The organism is Streptosporangium sandarakinum, from assembly GCF_050942225.1.
GTDB lineage: Bacteria > Actinomycetota > Actinomycetes > Streptosporangiales > Streptosporangiaceae > Streptosporangium > Streptosporangium nondiastaticum.
Genome location: NZ_CP192034.1, coordinates 6,457,513 through 6,473,415, shown reverse-complemented (window position 1 = coordinate 6,473,415; position 15,903 = coordinate 6,457,513). Strand labels below are relative to the sequence as shown.

Here is a 15,903-nt window from a genome sequence, read left to right as displayed (position 1 = left end):
AGCGTCAAGTAAAGATCAACCGGCCGGGCGTACACCTGACACGAAGAGGGGAAGGTGTGCGGTCATGGGTCCGCGGAGCGGATGGGTCACGGTGCTGGCGAGCGGAACCGCGAGCGTCACGAGACTGCTGGTGGCGAGCCTCGCCTTCGCCGGAGCCTACGCCGGCACGACCGTCACGGCCGTGGAGCACGCCGGTCCCGCACCGGGTGCGGCGGCCCGCCACGCCGGCTCCGCCCCGGACACGGCGGCCCGCCAGGCCCGCTCCGGCCCGGGCACGGCGGCCGTCACCACGGACGGGCGTCCGGAGCGGATCTGCCGGGTCAGCCGCCGAGCGACCGCTGCGCCGCCTCGATCCAGCGGGTCACCCCGACCCGCCGCGCCACCGCGAGCGCCTTCTCGTAGTGCGGCCGGACCGCGTCGGTGAAACCGAGCCGCAGCGCCAGGTCGCCGAGCGTCAGCGCCACCGGCCACAGCGCCACCACGCCGGTACCGGCCCCCGCGATCCGCTCGGAGAACGGCTTGAGCGTGTCGTACGCCTCGGTCATCCGCTCCCGGTCGTCCAGCAGCATGCCCGCCAGCGCCCGCCAGATCATCGCCAGTTCGTAGAGGAAGTCGGGCCGCACCGGCGTCTTCACCGCGATGACCGCCCTGGCGTCGAGGGGATGCCCGGCCGAGGCCAACGCCACCGCGTAGGCGTCGGTGGTCCACTTGGCCCCGCGCCGGTGGGCCTCGGCCAGGGACTCCACCATCTCGGCGGCCCGGCCGTTCACCAGGCGCAGGCAGAACGCGGTGATCAGCGGCAGGTCCTGGCGGCCCTCCAGCATCCCGGCCCGCGCGGTCAGCCGCGCCGCGTCGCGGTAGGCGCGCTCCGCGCCCGCGAAGTCACCGGCGATCATCAGGCGCTGCCCGGCGTACCAGGCGCCCACGGCGGCCGGGGCGGGCAGGCCGTACCGCCTGGCCAGCCGCTCGGCGGCGGCGACGTGCGCGTCGGCCTCGGCGAACGCGCCCTGCGCCGCGGCGCACTCCATCAGCACCAGGTGGGCCAGGGCCTGGACCGAGACCTGCCCGCTCGCCTCGCCGACCTCCAGCAGCTCCCGGCCGATGACCTCGCGCTCACCGACCGGGGTGATGCCGTAGGACTGGCGCAGCCGTCCGCTCAGCGCGGTCGCCAGCAGCGCAGGGTCGCCGGTCCGCCGGGCCAGCTCCTCGGCCTCCAACGACGCCTGCTCGCCGCGCGACGTGGCCGAGCCCTCCAGCTCCAGCGCGAGCGTGGCCAGCAGGCTCGCCCGCAGCGACTGCTCGGCGGCCGGCAGCTCCACCAGCGCCTGCTCGGCGACGTCGACGATCTCCCACGCGGTGCGGGTGAAGTCGCGGGCCATGCCCTTGTGCGGTACGGCCAGCGAGGCCGCCACCCGGGCGGTGAGCTCCAGGTCGCCCAGCGGCCGGGCCGCGTCCATCGCCTCGCGCCGCCGCCTGCGGGCCGCCGCCATGTCCCCGCACAGCGCCAGCGCCTTGATCAGGTTCAGGGTGAGCAGCAGCCGCTCGCGGGTGGTCTCGGGGGTGTGGGCCGCGCCGGAACGGTCGAAGGCGGCCACGGCCCTCTCCCACAGCGTGGCGGCCTCGCGGTGGGCGAAGCGGCGCTCGGCCTGCGCGGCGGCGAGCCGGGCGTAGTGGACCGCCTTGCCCGCCGTCTCGGCGGTGCCCGCCGCGTCGTAGTGGTGGGCCAGTGCCGCCACGTCGCCGGGGTTCCTGCGCTCGATCACCGCGGCCACCGCGGCGTGCAGCCGGGAACGGCGCAGCCGGGAGGCGTCGGAGTAGATCGTGTCGCGGACCAGGTCGTGGTCGAACCGCAGCAGGCCGGGCCCCGGCTCGGTGACCAGCCCGGCCAGCAGCGCCGCCTCCACCGCGTCCACCACGGCGTCCTCGTCGCCGGCGACGTCCACCAGCACGTCGACGTCGACGTCGCGGCCGATCACCGCGGCCTGCAGCAGGATCTGCTGGGCCGCGGCGGGCAGCCGGGAGATCCGCCGCCGCAGCACGTCGCGCACCCCGGACGGCACGCCGGAGAGCACCTCGGCGGCCGTCGCGCGGTCGCGCGTCGCCTCGGCGTCGAGCAGGCGGACGGTCTCCCGGACGAAGAAGGGGTTGCCGCCGGTCCGCTCGGCGATGGTGCCGACCGCGTCCTCGTCGACCTCGCGCACGCAGGTCGCCCGGACCAGCTCGGCGACGGCCTCGGCGTCGAGACCGTCCAGGCCGACCCGGACCGGTCCAAGCCGGGCCAGCGCGGCCAGCACGTCGGCCTGCTGGTCGCTCAGCTCGCTGTCGCGGCAGGTCACCACCAGCAGCACGCGGCTGGTGGACAGCAGGCTCGGCAGCGCGCGCAGCAGCGCCAGGGTCTGGTCGTCGGCCCAGTGCAGGTCTTCCAGCGTCAGCAGGATCGGCGTCGCGCGGGCGGCGGCGGCGATGTAGCCGCCCACCGCCCGGTGCAGCCGGAAACCCCCGGACGCCTGGTCGTCGTCCGGCTCGGGAGCCGCGTCGTCCAGCAGCGGGGCGAGCAGCTGGGCGTACTCGCCGGGGCCGGCCGCGTCCACCAGGGTCCGCAGGATCTCCACCCACGCCCAGCCCGGCGGAGTGGCGCTGCTGTCGGGGCAGGCGCCGGAGGCGGCGACCCAGCCGTCGGCGGCGAGCCGCGCGGCCAGCCGGCGGACCAGCGTGGTCTTGCCGGCGCCCGCGTCGCCGCCGACCAGCGAGACGGTGAAGCGGGCGGTCCGGGCGGCGGCCGCGGTCAGCCGGCCCAGCTCGGCGTCCCGGCCGACGAACGGCTCGGTCTCCAGCGGCGGCGGCTCCACCACGCCCGCCGTACCGCCCGCGCCCGCCGCGGGCCTGGGCGGCCAGGTGTCGGCCGGGACCGCGACGCGCTGCCGGGTGACCGGCACGGCCAGCTCCAGCCCGGGGTCCTGGGCGAGGATGTCGGACTCCAGCTTGCGCAGCGCCGGGCCGGGGTCGATGCCCAGCTCGTCGGCGAGGATCGCGCGGGCCCGGCGCAGCGCGGCGAGCGCGTCGCCCTGCCGCCCGCAGCGGTACAGGCCCAGGGCCAGCAGCCGCCAGCCCTCCTCGCGCAGCGGGTGCCGCGCGGTCAGCGCCTCCAGGTCGGGCACCGACTCGGCGGGCATGCCCAGGCGCAGGCCGCTGTCGGCGTGCCGTTCCAGCGCCACCAGGCGCAGCTCGGCCAGCCGGTTGACCTCGGCCTCGGCCCACGGCTGGTCGGCGAAGTCGGAGTAGGGCGTGCCGCGCCACAGCCCCAGCGCCTTCGCGAGGCGGGCCCGGGCCGAGACGGGGTCGTCGCCCTCCAGCTGCTCCCCGGCGGTGCGGACCAGCGCCTCGAACCGAAGGGCGTCCACCTGGTCGGGGCCGGCCCGCAGGGCGTATCCCGAGGCGACGGTCACCAGCAGCCGGTTGGGGCCCCCGCGCGGGCGGCCGGGCTCCAGGACCCGCCGCAGCCTGGAGACGTACACCTGGAGGTTGGCCTGGGCGCCGCGGGCGCCGTCGTCGTCCCACAGGTCGTACAGCAGCGAGTCGACCGGGACGACCTGCCCGCGTGCCACGAGCAGCCGGGCGAGGACGGCGCGCTGGCGCAGCCCACCCAGGTCGAGCTCGTCATCATCCGAATGCGCCTCGACCGGCCCGAGAACCCGGAACGCCACCATGTCAGGCGCCACGCTATGCGTGCCTTCGAATCGCGCACAAGGTTTTTCTCCTAACGGCGGACCGGCTCCTCCTCGCGGGCCGGGGCGGCGTTGTCACGCCGGCGCAGGAGCGCCCACGCGCCGAGCGCCAGGCCGCCGAAGGGGATTTCGACAGTGTAGGTCCAGAACCCGAAGAGCAGGGCGGCGGCGGTCGCCGAATCGACCGGGGCGCCGAAGAAGACCAGCGCGCCGACGGTGCCGGCCTCCATGATCCCGGCCCCGCTCGGGGTCACCAGGGCGGTGGTCAGCACCCTGGACAGGGCGAACGCGGCGACCGACTGGGCCAGCCCGGTGTAGGCGCCGGTCGCCTGCAGGCAGCAGACCAGGATCAGCCACTGCAGCGCGAGGAAGGAGATCATGCCCAGCGTCAGCCCGGACCAGCGGCGCCGGACGATCTCGGAGGTGTCGGCGCGCAGCTTCTCCAGCGCCTGCGACAGCCCGTGCCGGTCGGGCCGGATCCTCGCCGGGAGCAGCCGGGCCAGGGCGTCGAGGGCGCGGCCGAGCAGGGCCGCGGCGCGGTCCCAGTAGAGGGCGGCGGTCACCACGGCGACCAGGGCGAGGATGGACAGCACGCCCGCCCAGGCCGCGCCGGTCACGGCGGGGTTGAGGTCCTGGCCGCTGAACAGCAGCGCCACGATGCCCACGGCGGGCAGGATGAACCGGAAGAGGGTGTTCCAGATGCCGCTGACCAGGGTGGAGACCACGACGGCCCGGAGCGGGAAGCCCCAGCCCTTGGTCATCGCGAGGGTCATCGCGACCCCGGCGGCGCCGCCGAACGGCAGCAGGTTGCTCACCGCGCTGCCGCCCGCGTTGAGCGTCAGCGCCTGAAGGTGGGTCAGCTTCGGCAGGGAGGCGGTCAGCACGAACGTGTAGGCCAGCAGGCTCGCCAGCCAGACGGCGGTCATCAGCGCGACCGTCTGCCAGCTCAGCTTGGCGAACTGGGCGCCGATCGTCGACCAGGAGACGTGCTCACCCGTCATCGCCCGCAGGATCTCCGGCAGGAAGAGCACCAGCGTGGCGGCCAGCGCCAGCGACACCGCCGACAATCCGATCTGGACCCACTTGTTCTTCATCACACCCCCATGAACCAGTCTGCCGGTTCGGGGCTCATCCTTTCGAAGGAACTTCGAAGGGATGCCTCAATCTCGTGCCCGACGGCAGGCCGCGCTGAACGTACCACTCCGTGCCGAAGATGAGCCGGTAGAGGGGCCGGGGGACCTTGAGCATCACGCCCAGCGTGCGGGTGTCGGCCCCGGTGGCCTGGGAGGCGTGGGCGGCCATGCTGGCCCGCTTCTGGCGGGCGAAGCGCCGCACGGCCACCCGGTGGGTGATCGCCTCGCCGGGGGAGTAGGCGCGCTCGAAGGCGCGGATGTCGAGCTGCGGGTAGAAGCGGCTGATCAGGCGGATGCCCCTGAGCAGCGGGTCGCGGTTGACCGTGGCCTCCAGCACGATCGGGGTGCCGGCGATCTCCGCGGCCCGGGTGCCGACCCGGTGCACCTGGACGTGGTCGGGGTGGCCGTAGCCCCCTGCCGGGTCGTAGGTCGTCAGCAGGTGGGCGTCCTCCTCAGTGAGGATCGCCGCGAGCCGCCGGGCGGCCTCTTCGGTGTCGGCGTCGATGAACGCGTTGTCCGGGCGGTCGTCGGCGATCCCGCCGCCGGGCGCCAGCCCGGAGTCGCCGTACCCGAGGTTCACCACGCGGGCGCAGCCCAGCGCCGCCGCCGACCTGTACAGCTCCGCGACCCGCGCCGCGCCCAGCGCCTCACCCGGCTCCAGGTCGGCCTGGCCCCGCTCGCCGGAGGTCGCCACCACGAGGACCACCCGGTGCCCCTCGGCCGCGAGCATGGCCATGGTCCCCGCGGTCAGCAGGGCCTCGTCATCGGGATGGGCATGGAAGAACACGGCTGTCCTGACGGTCTTGATCGCCTTCACTCCGTTCGCGCGGTCCGTCTCCCGCTCATGGGGCCTCCCCAGACGGGCACGCAGGCATGATCTCACGCGGGGATACGCTGGCACGGTGAGGATCCTCCACGTCAGCGATTGTTACCTGCCGCGCCTGGGCGGGATCGAGGTCCAGGTCGCCGATCTGATCCGGTCGCAGCGCGAGGCGGGCCACGACGTCGAGGTGGCGACCGCCACGCCGGGCGACCCCCTGCCGGGGGTGCACCGGATCGTCGCGGGGCTGCCCTTCGACCTGCCGGTCCACCCGTTCGGGGTGGGGCACCTGCTGCGGCTGATGAGGGCCCGGCGGCCCGACGTGGTCCACGTGCACACCGGCGCGGTCTCGCCGTTCGCCTGGATGGGCGTCCGCGCGGCCGTCCGCCTGGGGTTGCCCACCGTGGTGACCGTGCACAGCATGTGGGACCCGGTCACCCGCGCCGTCTACACCGGCCTGCGGCTGGCGTTCGAGTGGCACCGCTGGGGGCTGGTGGGCACCACGGTGAGCGAGGCGGCGGCCCGGCCGATCCGCGCGGTGGCCGGCCGGGGCGTGCCGGTGCACGTCGTCTCCAACGGCCTGGACGTCTCCGGCTGGCGCGCCACCGGTCCGGCCCGGCACGTGCCCGGCGGCGAGCCGGTGCACGTCGTCGCGGTGGGGCGGCTGGCGCCCCGCAAGCAGCCGGTCCGGCTGCTGCGGCTGCTGAAGGAGGCCAGGGCGCAGGTCCCCGGGGACACGCCGATGCGGGCCACGATCGTCGGGGACGGCCCGGCGCGCGCCCAGATGGAGCGTTACCTGAGGTCCAACGGCATGGCCGGATGGGTGTCGCTGCCCGGCCGCTACGACCGCGACCGGATCCGCGAGCTGCTCACCACCGCGGACGTGTTCGTCGCCCCGGCGCCCCGCGAGTCGTTCGGGCTGGCGGCGCTGGAGGCCAGGGCGGCGGGCGTACCGGTGGTCGCGCGGGCGCAGAGCGGGGTGGCCGACTTCGTGCGGCCCGGCAAGGAGGGGCTGCTGGGCAGGAGCTTCGACGGCCTGGTCACGGCGGTGGCCAGGCTGGTGCGCGACCGCGAGCTGCGCGATGCGATCGCGGCGCACAACCGCGCGACCGAGCCGGTCCGCAGCTCCTGGCCGGCCGTGCTGGAGGGCTTCGACCGCTGCTACGAGCAGGCGCGGGGGCCGCGGGGCTGAGCCGTGCGCGCCGTACGGATCCGCTCGCGCGGCACGTACGGCGCGCGGCCGGTGCGGTGCGTGGCCGGTCACGGTCCGGCCGCTCGGGTCGGCCGGGCCGTACGGCGGCGCGCCTCCCCGGGGAGCTCGGGGAGAGGGGGAGGCGCGGCGCGCGTCAGGAGCAGGCGGTGGTGAGCTTGACGCCGGCCTCCGAGATCTTCGTGGTGAAGCTCTGGACGGCGGCGGTGGAGGCCTTCGAGTCGCCGGTGTCGAGCTTGAGGGCGCCGAAGGCCGCGGACAGGTCGTTGAGCGCCGAGGCGAGGTCGCCGTCGGCCTTGGCGGCCATGGCCTTGGAGTTCGCGGCGTACTTCTCGGCCACCGCGGTCATCTTCTCCGTGTCCAGGCCGGCGCCCGCGAAGTCGGTCTGGAAGCCGGTCATGACCTTCTTCGCGTCGGCGCACATCGCCGCGTCGGCGGATCCGCCGCAGGCGGCGGACAGGGAGAGGAGGACGGCTCCCGCGACGGTGGCGGCGACACGGCGGGAGGTGAGGACGGAAACCACTTTTTGCCTTTCTTTGCCTTTTGTGACAGGTGCACCTTAGAGGGCTGTCCTCAAAGGCACTTCATGGTTGCCGAAAAAGGCGGTCGGTGTGACCGAGCGTGATTCCGTCTCAACTTCGGGTAAGGCAGCCGCATGGCTGAGGCTGTCGTCGGGTCCGAAACCGGTAAGCAATCGTTGAAGCGGGTCATCGGGCGCAAGGTGCTGTTGATGTTCGTGGTCGGGGACATCCTCGGCGCGGGGATATACGCCCTGGTCGGGAAAGTGGCCGGCTATGTCGGCGGGGCGCTGTGGCTGCCCTTCCTCGTCGCCTTCGTGCTCGCCGCCCTCACCGCCACGGCCTACGCCGAGCTGGTCGGCAAGTATCCCCGGGCGGCCGGCGCGGCGCTGTACGCCAACAAGGCGTTCGGCGTCCCCTTCGTCACGTTCATGGTGGCGTTCGCCGTGCTGATGAGCGGGATCACCTCGGCGAGCGCGGCGGCCCGCGCCTTCGGCGGCAACTACCTGGGAGAGTTCGTCACGCTGCCGGCCGTCGTCGGCGCGCTGATCTTCCTCGGCCTGGTCACGCTGGTGAACTTCGCCGGCATCTCGGAGTCGGTCCGGGTCAACGTGGTCCTGACGATCATCGAGGCGTTCGGCCTGCTGGTCATCGTCGCGATCGGGATCTACGCGCTGGTCTCCGGCGAGGGCGAGCCCGCCAGGGCCGTGCAGTTCCATCCGGTCAACGGCGCGTTCCTCGGCGTCCTCGGCGGCACGGCTCTCGCCTTCTACTCGCTGCTCGGCTTCGAGGACTCGGTCAACCTCGCCGAGGAGTGCCGCGACCCCCAGCGGGACTTCCCCCGGGCGCTGTTCGGCGGCATCACCGTGGCCGCGCTGATCTACATGGCCGTCGCCTTCACCGCGACCATGCTGGTGGACACCAGGACCCTGACCGAGTCCACCGGGCCGCTCCTGGAGGTGGTCAAGGTCGCGGGCCTGGCGTTCCCGCCGAAGCTGTTCGCGCTCATCGCCCTGCTGGCCGTGGGCAACACCGCCCTGATCAACATGCTCATGGCCTCGCGCCTGGTGTACGGCATGGCCCGCGAGGGCATCGTGCCGGGCGTTTTCGCGACCGTCCACCACCGCAGGTCCACCCCGTGGGTGGCCATCCTGTTCACCGTGGGCATCGCGGTGGCGCTGGTGATCACCGGTGACGTGAGCGGTCTGGCGGACACCACCGTTCTCCTGCTGCTGTGCGTGTTCGCGCTGGTCAACGTGGCCGTGCTGGTCCTGCGCAAGGACCGGGTGGAGCACGGGCACTACCGGGCCCCGAGCTGGATGCCCGTCCTGGGCGCGGTGGTCTGCGTGGTGCTGGCGCTGCCCGTCACGGGCCGCGAGGGCGAGGTCTACCTTCGCGCGGGCGTGCTCCTGGTCGTGGGTGTGGCCCTGTGGTTCGCCAACCGGGTGTTCCTGCGGGCGAAGGGCGGGCGGCGCGGGAGGTCGTCAGAAAGGGAGCCTTCGGCCTGAGGGCGTGCGCAGGTCGAGAGGGGCGGGCGTACGAGGCGGACGGGGCTTCTGGACGATTCGTACCCTTTTCATCTCCGACTCCCTTTTAGGTGGAGTTTCGGAGAGACTACGCCAACGTCTCGGGAATTTCGCCCCCTTTGTTCACATGTTGAGACGCCGCAGTTCGCGCGGCCTTCGTCCGCTCGCCTCGCGGTCGCGTCGCGCGGTCCGGCCGCCCCAGGCTCTCCGGCGCGCCGCTCTCACGGGGGGCTCACGGCCGCCCACCCGCTCCTCCGGCGGGCCCTCCGCGCGCGGCGGCCCCCGGCCCCGTGCCGGAAGACCACGGCCCGGATCCTGAATACTCCCCCCGCCGGAGGGCACCTGTCACCCGAAGGGGATTGACAGGCGTCGTAGAAGGGGAAGCCCTGGCCGGGATCCGCGGACGTTCCACACCACGGGCGCACGTGGGAATCGGGTGGAGGCGCCGGACGCCGAGGGGTGCCGGACCGCCGTGCCGCCGGGATGGTCCGCTCCGTATGAGACAGTTGCATGGCTGAGAACGGCCGCTGTAGAAGGTTGATCATGTTCGTGGGTAATGAGCCGGAGCCCAGTTTCACGGCGACGTCAGGACTGCACGGTTCGACGATCGTCGTGCAGGCCAGCGGCGAACTGGATCATTACCACACGCCGATCCTGCGGGCCGAGCTGAGCAAGGTCTGGCGCGCCGCGCCGTCGAAGACCATCATCCTCGACCTGTCCGCCCTGACCTTCTGCGACTCCTCCGGCATCGGCGAGTTGCTCCAGGCGCGGCACAACGGCCAGGTCAGGGGGTTCCGGCTCATCCTCACCGGCATCCAGGGCAACCTGGCCCGGCGGCTCAACCTCGCCGGGCTCACCCAGGTCTTCGAGATCTTCCCCTCCGTCACCGAGGCCCTGGAGGCCACCGCCTGCTGACCCCGCCCGGCCGCCGCACGGCGGGTTCCGGCGATCAGGCGAAGGGCCCGAACGGGCCGACCACCGACATCCCTGTCCGGTCCGTCTGGACATGGAGCAGCCGGACCCGAGGCCGAAAGAGGGTTCTCCGCTGCCGGGACGGCGGGTCAGATCGTGGCGGTCGCGTGGACGGGTGCCGAGGACCCGGCCGAGCGGTGCTCGCGCAGGATGGTGCGGAGCACCCGCCAGCCGTCCCGTACGGCGTTCAGGTTGCTGACGCCGTGGATGCGGCTGCGCTCGTGGCTGGGCACCTCGCGGATCACCAGCCCGGCACGGGCCGCGCGGATGTTCATCAGGGTCTCCACCTCGAAGCCGTCGCAGTCGAGGCCCAGGGCGTCGAGGTGGCGCGCCCAGAAGGCGTTGTAGCCATAGCACAGGTCGGTGTAGCGGGTGCCGTGCAACTGGTTGGTGACCAGGGTCAGCGCCCTGTTGCCCAGCGAGCGGAGCGGGCTGAGATCGTCGGATCCGCCTCCGGGGGCGTAACGGGAGCCCTTGGCGAAGTCGGCGCCCTCGACCAGCGCGGTCACGAAGGCGAAGATCTCATGGCCGTCGGTGGAGCCGTCGGCGTCGATCATGACGATGATGTCGCCCGTGGCGGCGGCGAACCCCTCGGCGAGGGCGTTGCCCTTGCCCTTGCGGGTCTGGGTGACCACGCGCAGGCCGGGACGGAGGGACCGGGCGACGGCGACGGTGCCGTCGGTGGAATTTCCGTCGACGAGGATCACCTCGTCGATCCACGGGGGCAGGGTCGCGAACACGTGTGGGAGGTTGGCTGCTTCGTTGAGGGCGGGGACCACCACGCTGACGCTGACGGGAAAGGGACGGCTGCTCATGGTCCCAAGGTTCACCGGACCGCCTGCAACCTGCTTTAAGCCTCCTTGCAAGGCCCGCGGCACGGCCGTGGGAAGGCGTCGCGGGGCCCGGCGGGACTCGGACGCGACCCCGGTACGACCTCGGTACGGTCTCGCCACGGATGGCGTGTGCCGGTGGGGCGCCCGCTCCGGCGCGGCACGCCGGCCGGAGCCGGAGGGAGGGCCCGGGGGCTTCCTCCGACGGGGCTAGAAGGGCAGGATCTTTCCCGAGGGGGTCCGCATGTCGAGCGGCGCCGGCTCACGGGGCGGCCGCGGCCGCTGGATGATCTGGATCCTTCTCACAGGTCACTCCTCTCACGGGCTTAACACGTGTTACCCATGTCCTCGCCAAGAATCACCTATCGACGTGCCACGTGCAGCACACTGGCCACGCGCTCCGCGGCCGTTGCGATGTCCTCGGCGTGCCCGATGCGGCCGGCCCACGACAGCCAGAACCACCACTCGCCGTCCTCCTCGTGGGCGGCGAGGACGTCCTCGGACACGGTGGGGACCATCGGGTTGGTCACGTGCAGGCGGGGCAGCGGCCCCGCCGGGGCGTCGAGGCACACCTTGAAGGAGTGGGCCTCCAGTTGGGCGGCGAGTCGCCGCAGATGATCAACGGCCTGGCCGTCGTCTGCCGTCATCCGGATCACTCCCGGCGGATGCTGGTGTCGTTCTTCCCAGCAGAGTGCGTTTTCCCGGCGCGGCAGGCAATGTCCCATCTTGCTATCTCCCACCGAACTGGTGGAATAGGGAGGAAAATTCCCCCTGTTCCGTGCGGAAAGCGCGATAACGGGAAAGCGAGGCGCGGGAGCGCTCACGCTGTGGCGCGCCCACGTCCGTGATGGGTGAACAGCGACCGGGGAGGGCGCCGTGGCCCGAGGTGAGCACCCGCCCGCGTGCGCGCGGCGTTGGCGCGAGCAGGCGCAGGCGAGGCGATGGACCCATTGGCAGACGACCCAGGCCATCCATGGCTGCTGCGGGGTGAGCCTGCTCAAGGCGCACCGGCTGGCCCGGGGCTGGTCGGCCCGGCAGGCGGTCGAGGAGCTGGAGGAGCTGTGCGAACGCCATGATCTGGGCGAGGCGCGGGCCAGCATCGACCTGCTCAACGCCTGGGAGAACCACCGGGCCCGGCCGCGACCGCAGACCATCGACCTGCTGGCGCGGCTGTACCGGGCCAACGCCGTACGGCTCGGACTGGCCGGCGACTACTGCGAGGACGACGGCGGCGAGGCCAGGATCGTGGTGGTCGCCGCGGGGGACGGCCGCACGCCGTACCAGGCCGACGAGAGGGCCGGCGGCGACGACGGCATGGAGCGCCGCGCGCTGTTCCACCACGCGCTGCTCGGCGCGCGGCTGCCACTGAACGGGCGCCTGCTCGCCGAGGTCGAGCGGATCCGCCAGGACCTCGACCGCACGCTCGTCGCGGCCACCGTCTCCGAGGAGCAGCTCGACCGCCTCGACGAGCAGGTGCTGCGCTACCGGCGGGAGTACGTCACCAGCGCTCCGCTGCCCATGCTCTACCGGCTGATGCTGGAGCTGTCCGACGTGCGGACGCTCGTCGGCGCCCGGCAGCCCGCGATGGCCCAGCGGCGCCTGCTCAACGCCACCGTGATGCTCGCGCTGCTGTCGGCCGACGCGCTGATGAAGCTCGGCGACACCCGCCAGGCCCACACCTGGTACGGCACCGCCCGCACCGCCGCCGACGACATGGGCGACCTGCGGCTGCGCGCCCTGGTCCGGGCGCAGGAGGCCATGCTGCCCTACTACTACGGCGACCTCGCCGAGACCGTGCGGCTCGCCCGGGAGGCGCGGACGCTGGCCGGCAGCGCGCCCAGCTCCCCGGCGGCCCTCGGCGCGGCGGCCGAGGCCCGCGCGCTCGCCAGGATGGGCGAGCACCGGGCCGCCAGGGTCGCGCTCGCCGAGGCGGAGCGGATCTTCGCCAGGATGCCCCCCGAGGGCCACGACCACCTGGCCTTCCGCTTCTCCGAGCGGCGGCTGCAGTTCTACCGGATCGGCACCCTGATCGAGCTGGGCGAGGAGGTCGACTGGACACCGGGCCCCTCCGGCGCCTACGCCATCGACCCGGTGCTCATCCTGCTCGACCGGGCCGCGCACCTGGCCCGCGGCGGCGAGGTCGAGGAGGCCTGCCTGCTCGCGGAGAAGGCACTGCTCCAGGTGCCGGCGGAGCACCGCACCTCCATCGTGCTCGACCGGGCCCGGGCGGTACTGGCGGAGATGCCGCCGTCCCGGCACCGTACGGCGGCGGCGCGCCGGCTGGCCGACCTGCTCGACGACGCGGCACGGGCCGTGTGATGGGCGGCTCGCTGGCGCGGGACGCGTTCGCGGTCCTGCGCGACGTCTGCGAGGACCTGGGGATCGACCACCGGGGCGCCGAGCTGCTGCGGGTGCGCAGCAACGCCGTCTTCAAGCTGCGCGGGGAGATCGTGGTGCGGATCGCCACCGCGTCCGACGCGCGGGACCGCCTGCCGGTGGTCCTGGCGGTGGCCCGGTGGCTGGCCCAGCAGGGCTTCCCCGCGGTACGGCCGGCCGACACGATCTGCGAGCAGCCGGTGGACCACGAGGGCGGGGTCGTCACCTTCTGGCACTACGTCCCGGCGGCGGCCGAGCGTCCCACCACCACCGAGCTGGGCGAGATCCTGCGCACCCTGCACCTGCTGCCGGTGCCGCCGGTGGCGGTGAAACGGTTCACCAACCCGCTGGCCGGGATCCGCGCCGAGGTGGACCGCTCCGCCGTGCTCACCCCCGGCCAGCGGACCTGGCTGCGCGACCGCATCGCCGAGCTGACCGAGCGGTGGTCGGACCTGGAGGTGAAGGGCGCCCCGGTGCTGCTGCACGGCGACGCCTGGATCGACAACCTGCTGCGCCGCACCGACGGGCACGTCGTGCTCTGCGACTGGGACGGCGTCGCGGTCGGGCCGTGCGAGTGGGACCTGGTCCACACCTACCACGGCCAGCGCCGCTTCGGCCTCACCGCCGCCGACGTGGACGCCTTCGCCCTCGCCTACGGCCGGGACCTGCGGTCGTGGCCCGGCTACGCCACCCTGATGGAGGTCCGCGACATGTACGCCGTGGGCATCCACATCCGCAACGCCGGCGCCGACCCCTTCTCCCGCCGGGAGCTGCCCCGCAGGCTCGACTCGCTGGCGAGGGGCGAGCGGTTCACCCGGTGGTACATGGCGGAACCCGTCGCCGTCGTCCCCCGGCGGAGCGCCTCTCGCCGGGTCTGAGCCGGGCCGGGCGTCCCGGGGGCTTCCCGGGCGCTTCCCGGCCGAGCGCGCGGGTCGCCGTCGGTCCGGGCCCGCCCGGGAGGCGGCCCCGAGACATTCGATGGACCGCCGGGATCCGGAAGGTCCCGGACGAGGGGTCCGAGGACCTAGAAGAGCGGCTTGCCGTCGCGGGTCAGCTTCCAGTTGACCTCGGCGAAGTCGGCGGAGTCGATGACCTTGGTCTCCGTGGCGTAGTCGATCAGCGCCTGGCGGATCTCCACCTGGGCGTTGTAGACCACCGGCGCGGTCGAGACGTGCGGGAAGCCGCCGCCGCCCGACTGGCGGTAGTTGTTGACGGCGACCACGAACCGCTGGTCGGCGGAGACGGGCTGCCCGTCGTAGGACAGGCCGGTGATCCGCTGGCCGACCGGCTTGGCGATGTCCACGTCGTAGCCGACGCCGGAGAGCTGGTCGTAGTTGTAGTCGGGGATGTTGCCGGCGTTGGTCAGCCTGGACAGGTCGACCGGGGCGTCCGGGGCGAGCTGGGTGAAGTACTTCGCCGAGTACTCCAGGTAGTCCTTGAGCTGGGCGCCCGTGAGCCTCACGGCCATCAGCGTGTTGTCGTAGATGTACAGGCCGGCCATGTCACGGACGCTCACCGGTCCGGCGGGGAACGTCGCGGTCCGGCTGAACGGCGCGGCGATCGACAGCACCGGCAGGTCGGCGTCCGCCGTGCCGGCGATGGCCTTCTTCACCGTCTCGGTCTGGACCTTCTGGATGTAGTCCAGGATCGGGGTGTCCTTGTAGGGGGACTCGGCGGCCAGCAGTTCGTCCTTGGAGGTGGCCACCTCCTTGTTGACGTACCCGACCGTGGTGTCGTGCTGCTTCTTCATGAGCGCGACGATCTTCGGGTCCTCGGCGACGGCGTTGGTGTTCAGCGTGGCGGAGGACTTGCCGGTGACCGCCCACTTGCCGTTCTTCTTGGTGAGCGTGAAGTCCAGCACGCTGAGACGCTGGCCCCACTTGGCCGGCTCGGTCAGCAGGACCTGCTCGCCGGTGACCTTGTTGGTGACGAACCGCTGCGGCACCTCGTTGTGGGCGTGCCCGAACAGCACGGCGTCCACGCCGGGGACCTGCTCGCCGACCATGGCGGCGGCGTTCTCGACCGGCAGGTCGCCGCCGTAGGAGGACAGGCCGTTGTCGCCCGCGTGCGCGGTGACCACGACCACGTCCGCGCCGAGGCCGCGGATGACCGGCACCCACTTCCCGGCGGTCTTGACCAGGTCGTCGAAGCGCAGTTCGCCCTCGACGTTGCCCTTGTCCCAGATCGCGACGCCGGGGTTGGTCAGGCCGAGCACGCCGACGCGGATCGGCTTCTCACCCTTGACCTTCATCGTCTTGATGACGAACGGCTGGTAGGCGGGCTTTCCGGTGGTGGCGTCCACGGCGTTGGCGCCGAGCACCGGGGCCTTCATCTGCTTGATCCAGGTGGCCAGCAGCGGCAGGCCGTAGTTGAACTCGTGGTTGCCCAGGGTCACCGCGTCGTAGCCGATGGCGTTCATCGCGCGGGCCATGGGGTGGAGCTCACCGGTCTGTGTGATCGGCTCGACCTTGGCGTAGTAGTAGGCCAGCGGCGTGCCCTGAATGGTGTCGCCGGAGTCGAACAGCAGGGTGTGGTCGGCGCCGCGCTCGGCGCGGATCTTGTCGACCATCGTCGAGACCTTGGCGAGGCCGACGTCGTTGCCCTTGCCGTCATCGAACTCGGCGTTCTTGAAATAGTCCCAGTTGAGGGTGTTGCCGTGCAGATCGGAGGTGCCCATCACAGTCACCGTCACCGACTTGCCGGCCGAGGCGTGTGCGACCGACGGGATGGCCAGGGCGGTCAGCCCGGCCATGCCGAGGACGGCGATCTTCTTACTGTGCATGTCACGGGACA

The 15,903-nt window shown here is 72.8% G+C and carries 12 protein-coding genes; 5 read left to right on the top strand and 7 right to left on the bottom strand.

Annotated features, from left to right (window positions below; genetic code table 11):
- Window positions 1-320: 320 nt before the first annotated feature.
- The 3 genes from ACQP10_RS29755 to ACQP10_RS29745 are packed head-to-tail and all read right to left on the bottom strand — an operon-like array spanning window position 321 to window position 5,645.
- Complete coding sequence (locus ACQP10_RS29755) at window positions 321-3,719, bottom strand: BTAD domain-containing putative transcriptional regulator (RefSeq protein ID WP_433540109.1); 3,399 nt, start codon at window positions 3,717-3,719, stop codon at window positions 321-323.
- Between the two features lie 38 nt (window positions 3,720-3,757).
- Window positions 3,758-4,819: a lysylphosphatidylglycerol synthase transmembrane domain-containing protein gene (locus tag ACQP10_RS29750; RefSeq protein WP_346019491.1), complete on the bottom strand. Its 1,062-nt coding sequence runs from the start codon at window positions 4,817-4,819 to the stop codon at window positions 3,758-3,760.
- A gap of 34 nt (window positions 4,820-4,853) precedes the next feature.
- Window positions 4,854-5,645: a PIG-L deacetylase family protein gene (locus tag ACQP10_RS29745; protein ID WP_179824217.1), complete on the bottom strand. Its 792-nt coding sequence runs from the start codon at window positions 5,643-5,645 to the stop codon at window positions 4,854-4,856.
- A 115-nt stretch (window positions 5,646-5,760) separates the two neighbouring features.
- Here ACQP10_RS29745 and ACQP10_RS29740 point away from each other — a divergent pair, with 115 nt between their 5' ends.
- Entirely contained in the window at window positions 5,761-6,870 is a 1,110-nt protein-coding gene (locus ACQP10_RS29740) for a glycosyltransferase family 4 protein (RefSeq protein ID WP_433540108.1), read from the top strand.
- A 154-nt stretch (window positions 6,871-7,024) separates the two neighbouring features.
- Here the strand turns inward: ACQP10_RS29740 and ACQP10_RS29735 are convergent, their stop codons facing one another.
- The gene (locus ACQP10_RS29735) at window positions 7,025-7,411 is read right to left on the bottom strand and encodes a hypothetical protein (protein WP_346019494.1); all 387 of its coding nucleotides are present in this window, start codon (window positions 7,409-7,411) and stop codon (window positions 7,025-7,027) included.
- A 174-nt stretch (window positions 7,412-7,585) separates the two neighbouring features.
- On the opposite strand from ACQP10_RS29735, the gene ACQP10_RS29730 reads away from it, so the two are divergent.
- Both ACQP10_RS29730 and ACQP10_RS29725 read left to right on the top strand, forming a co-directional pair.
- Window positions 7,586-8,914 (top strand): APC family permease, encoded by a 1,329-nt coding sequence (locus ACQP10_RS29730; protein WP_433540107.1) that lies wholly within the window; start codon window positions 7,586-7,588, stop codon window positions 8,912-8,914.
- Between the two features lie 561 nt (window positions 8,915-9,475).
- Window positions 9,476-9,847 carry an STAS domain-containing protein gene (locus ACQP10_RS29725; protein ID WP_346019496.1) on the top strand — a complete coding sequence of 124 codons (372 nt, stop codon included), beginning with the start codon at window positions 9,476-9,478 and terminating at the stop codon, window positions 9,845-9,847.
- 146 nt (window positions 9,848-9,993) lie between these two features.
- Here ACQP10_RS29725 and ACQP10_RS29720 read toward each other — a convergent pair whose 3' ends face one another.
- Both ACQP10_RS29720 and ACQP10_RS29715 read right to left on the bottom strand, forming a co-directional pair.
- On the bottom strand, window positions 9,994-10,719 hold the full coding sequence (locus tag ACQP10_RS29720; RefSeq protein ID WP_346019497.1) for a glycosyltransferase family 2 protein: 726 nt from the start codon (window positions 10,717-10,719) through the stop codon (window positions 9,994-9,996).
- A gap of 377 nt (window positions 10,720-11,096) precedes the next feature.
- Window positions 11,097-11,381 carry a hypothetical protein gene (locus tag ACQP10_RS29715; RefSeq protein WP_189247210.1) on the bottom strand — a complete coding sequence of 95 codons (285 nt, stop codon included), beginning with the start codon at window positions 11,379-11,381 and terminating at the stop codon, window positions 11,097-11,099.
- A 229-nt stretch (window positions 11,382-11,610) separates the two neighbouring features.
- Between ACQP10_RS29715 and ACQP10_RS29710 the strand changes: the two genes are divergently transcribed.
- Together ACQP10_RS29710 and ACQP10_RS29705 are read left to right on the top strand one after the other, a co-directional pair.
- Window positions 11,611-13,053, top strand: coding sequence for an XRE family transcriptional regulator (locus tag ACQP10_RS29710; RefSeq protein WP_346019498.1), 1,443 nt, complete (start codon window positions 11,611-11,613; stop codon window positions 13,051-13,053).
- The gene (locus ACQP10_RS29705; RefSeq protein ID WP_346019499.1) at window positions 13,053-13,988 is read left to right on the top strand and encodes a phosphotransferase enzyme family protein; all 936 of its coding nucleotides are present in this window, start codon (window positions 13,053-13,055) and stop codon (window positions 13,986-13,988) included. The genes ACQP10_RS29710 and ACQP10_RS29705 overlap by 1 nt, the downstream gene beginning before the upstream one ends.
- Window positions 13,989-14,134: 146 nt before the next feature.
- On the opposite strand, the gene ACQP10_RS29700 is transcribed toward ACQP10_RS29705, so the two are convergent.
- A complete protein-coding gene (locus ACQP10_RS29700; protein WP_390000127.1) occupies window positions 14,135-15,892 on the bottom strand; it encodes a 5'-nucleotidase C-terminal domain-containing protein in 1,758 nt (585 codons plus the stop codon).
- Window positions 15,893-15,903 lie beyond the last annotated feature (11 nt).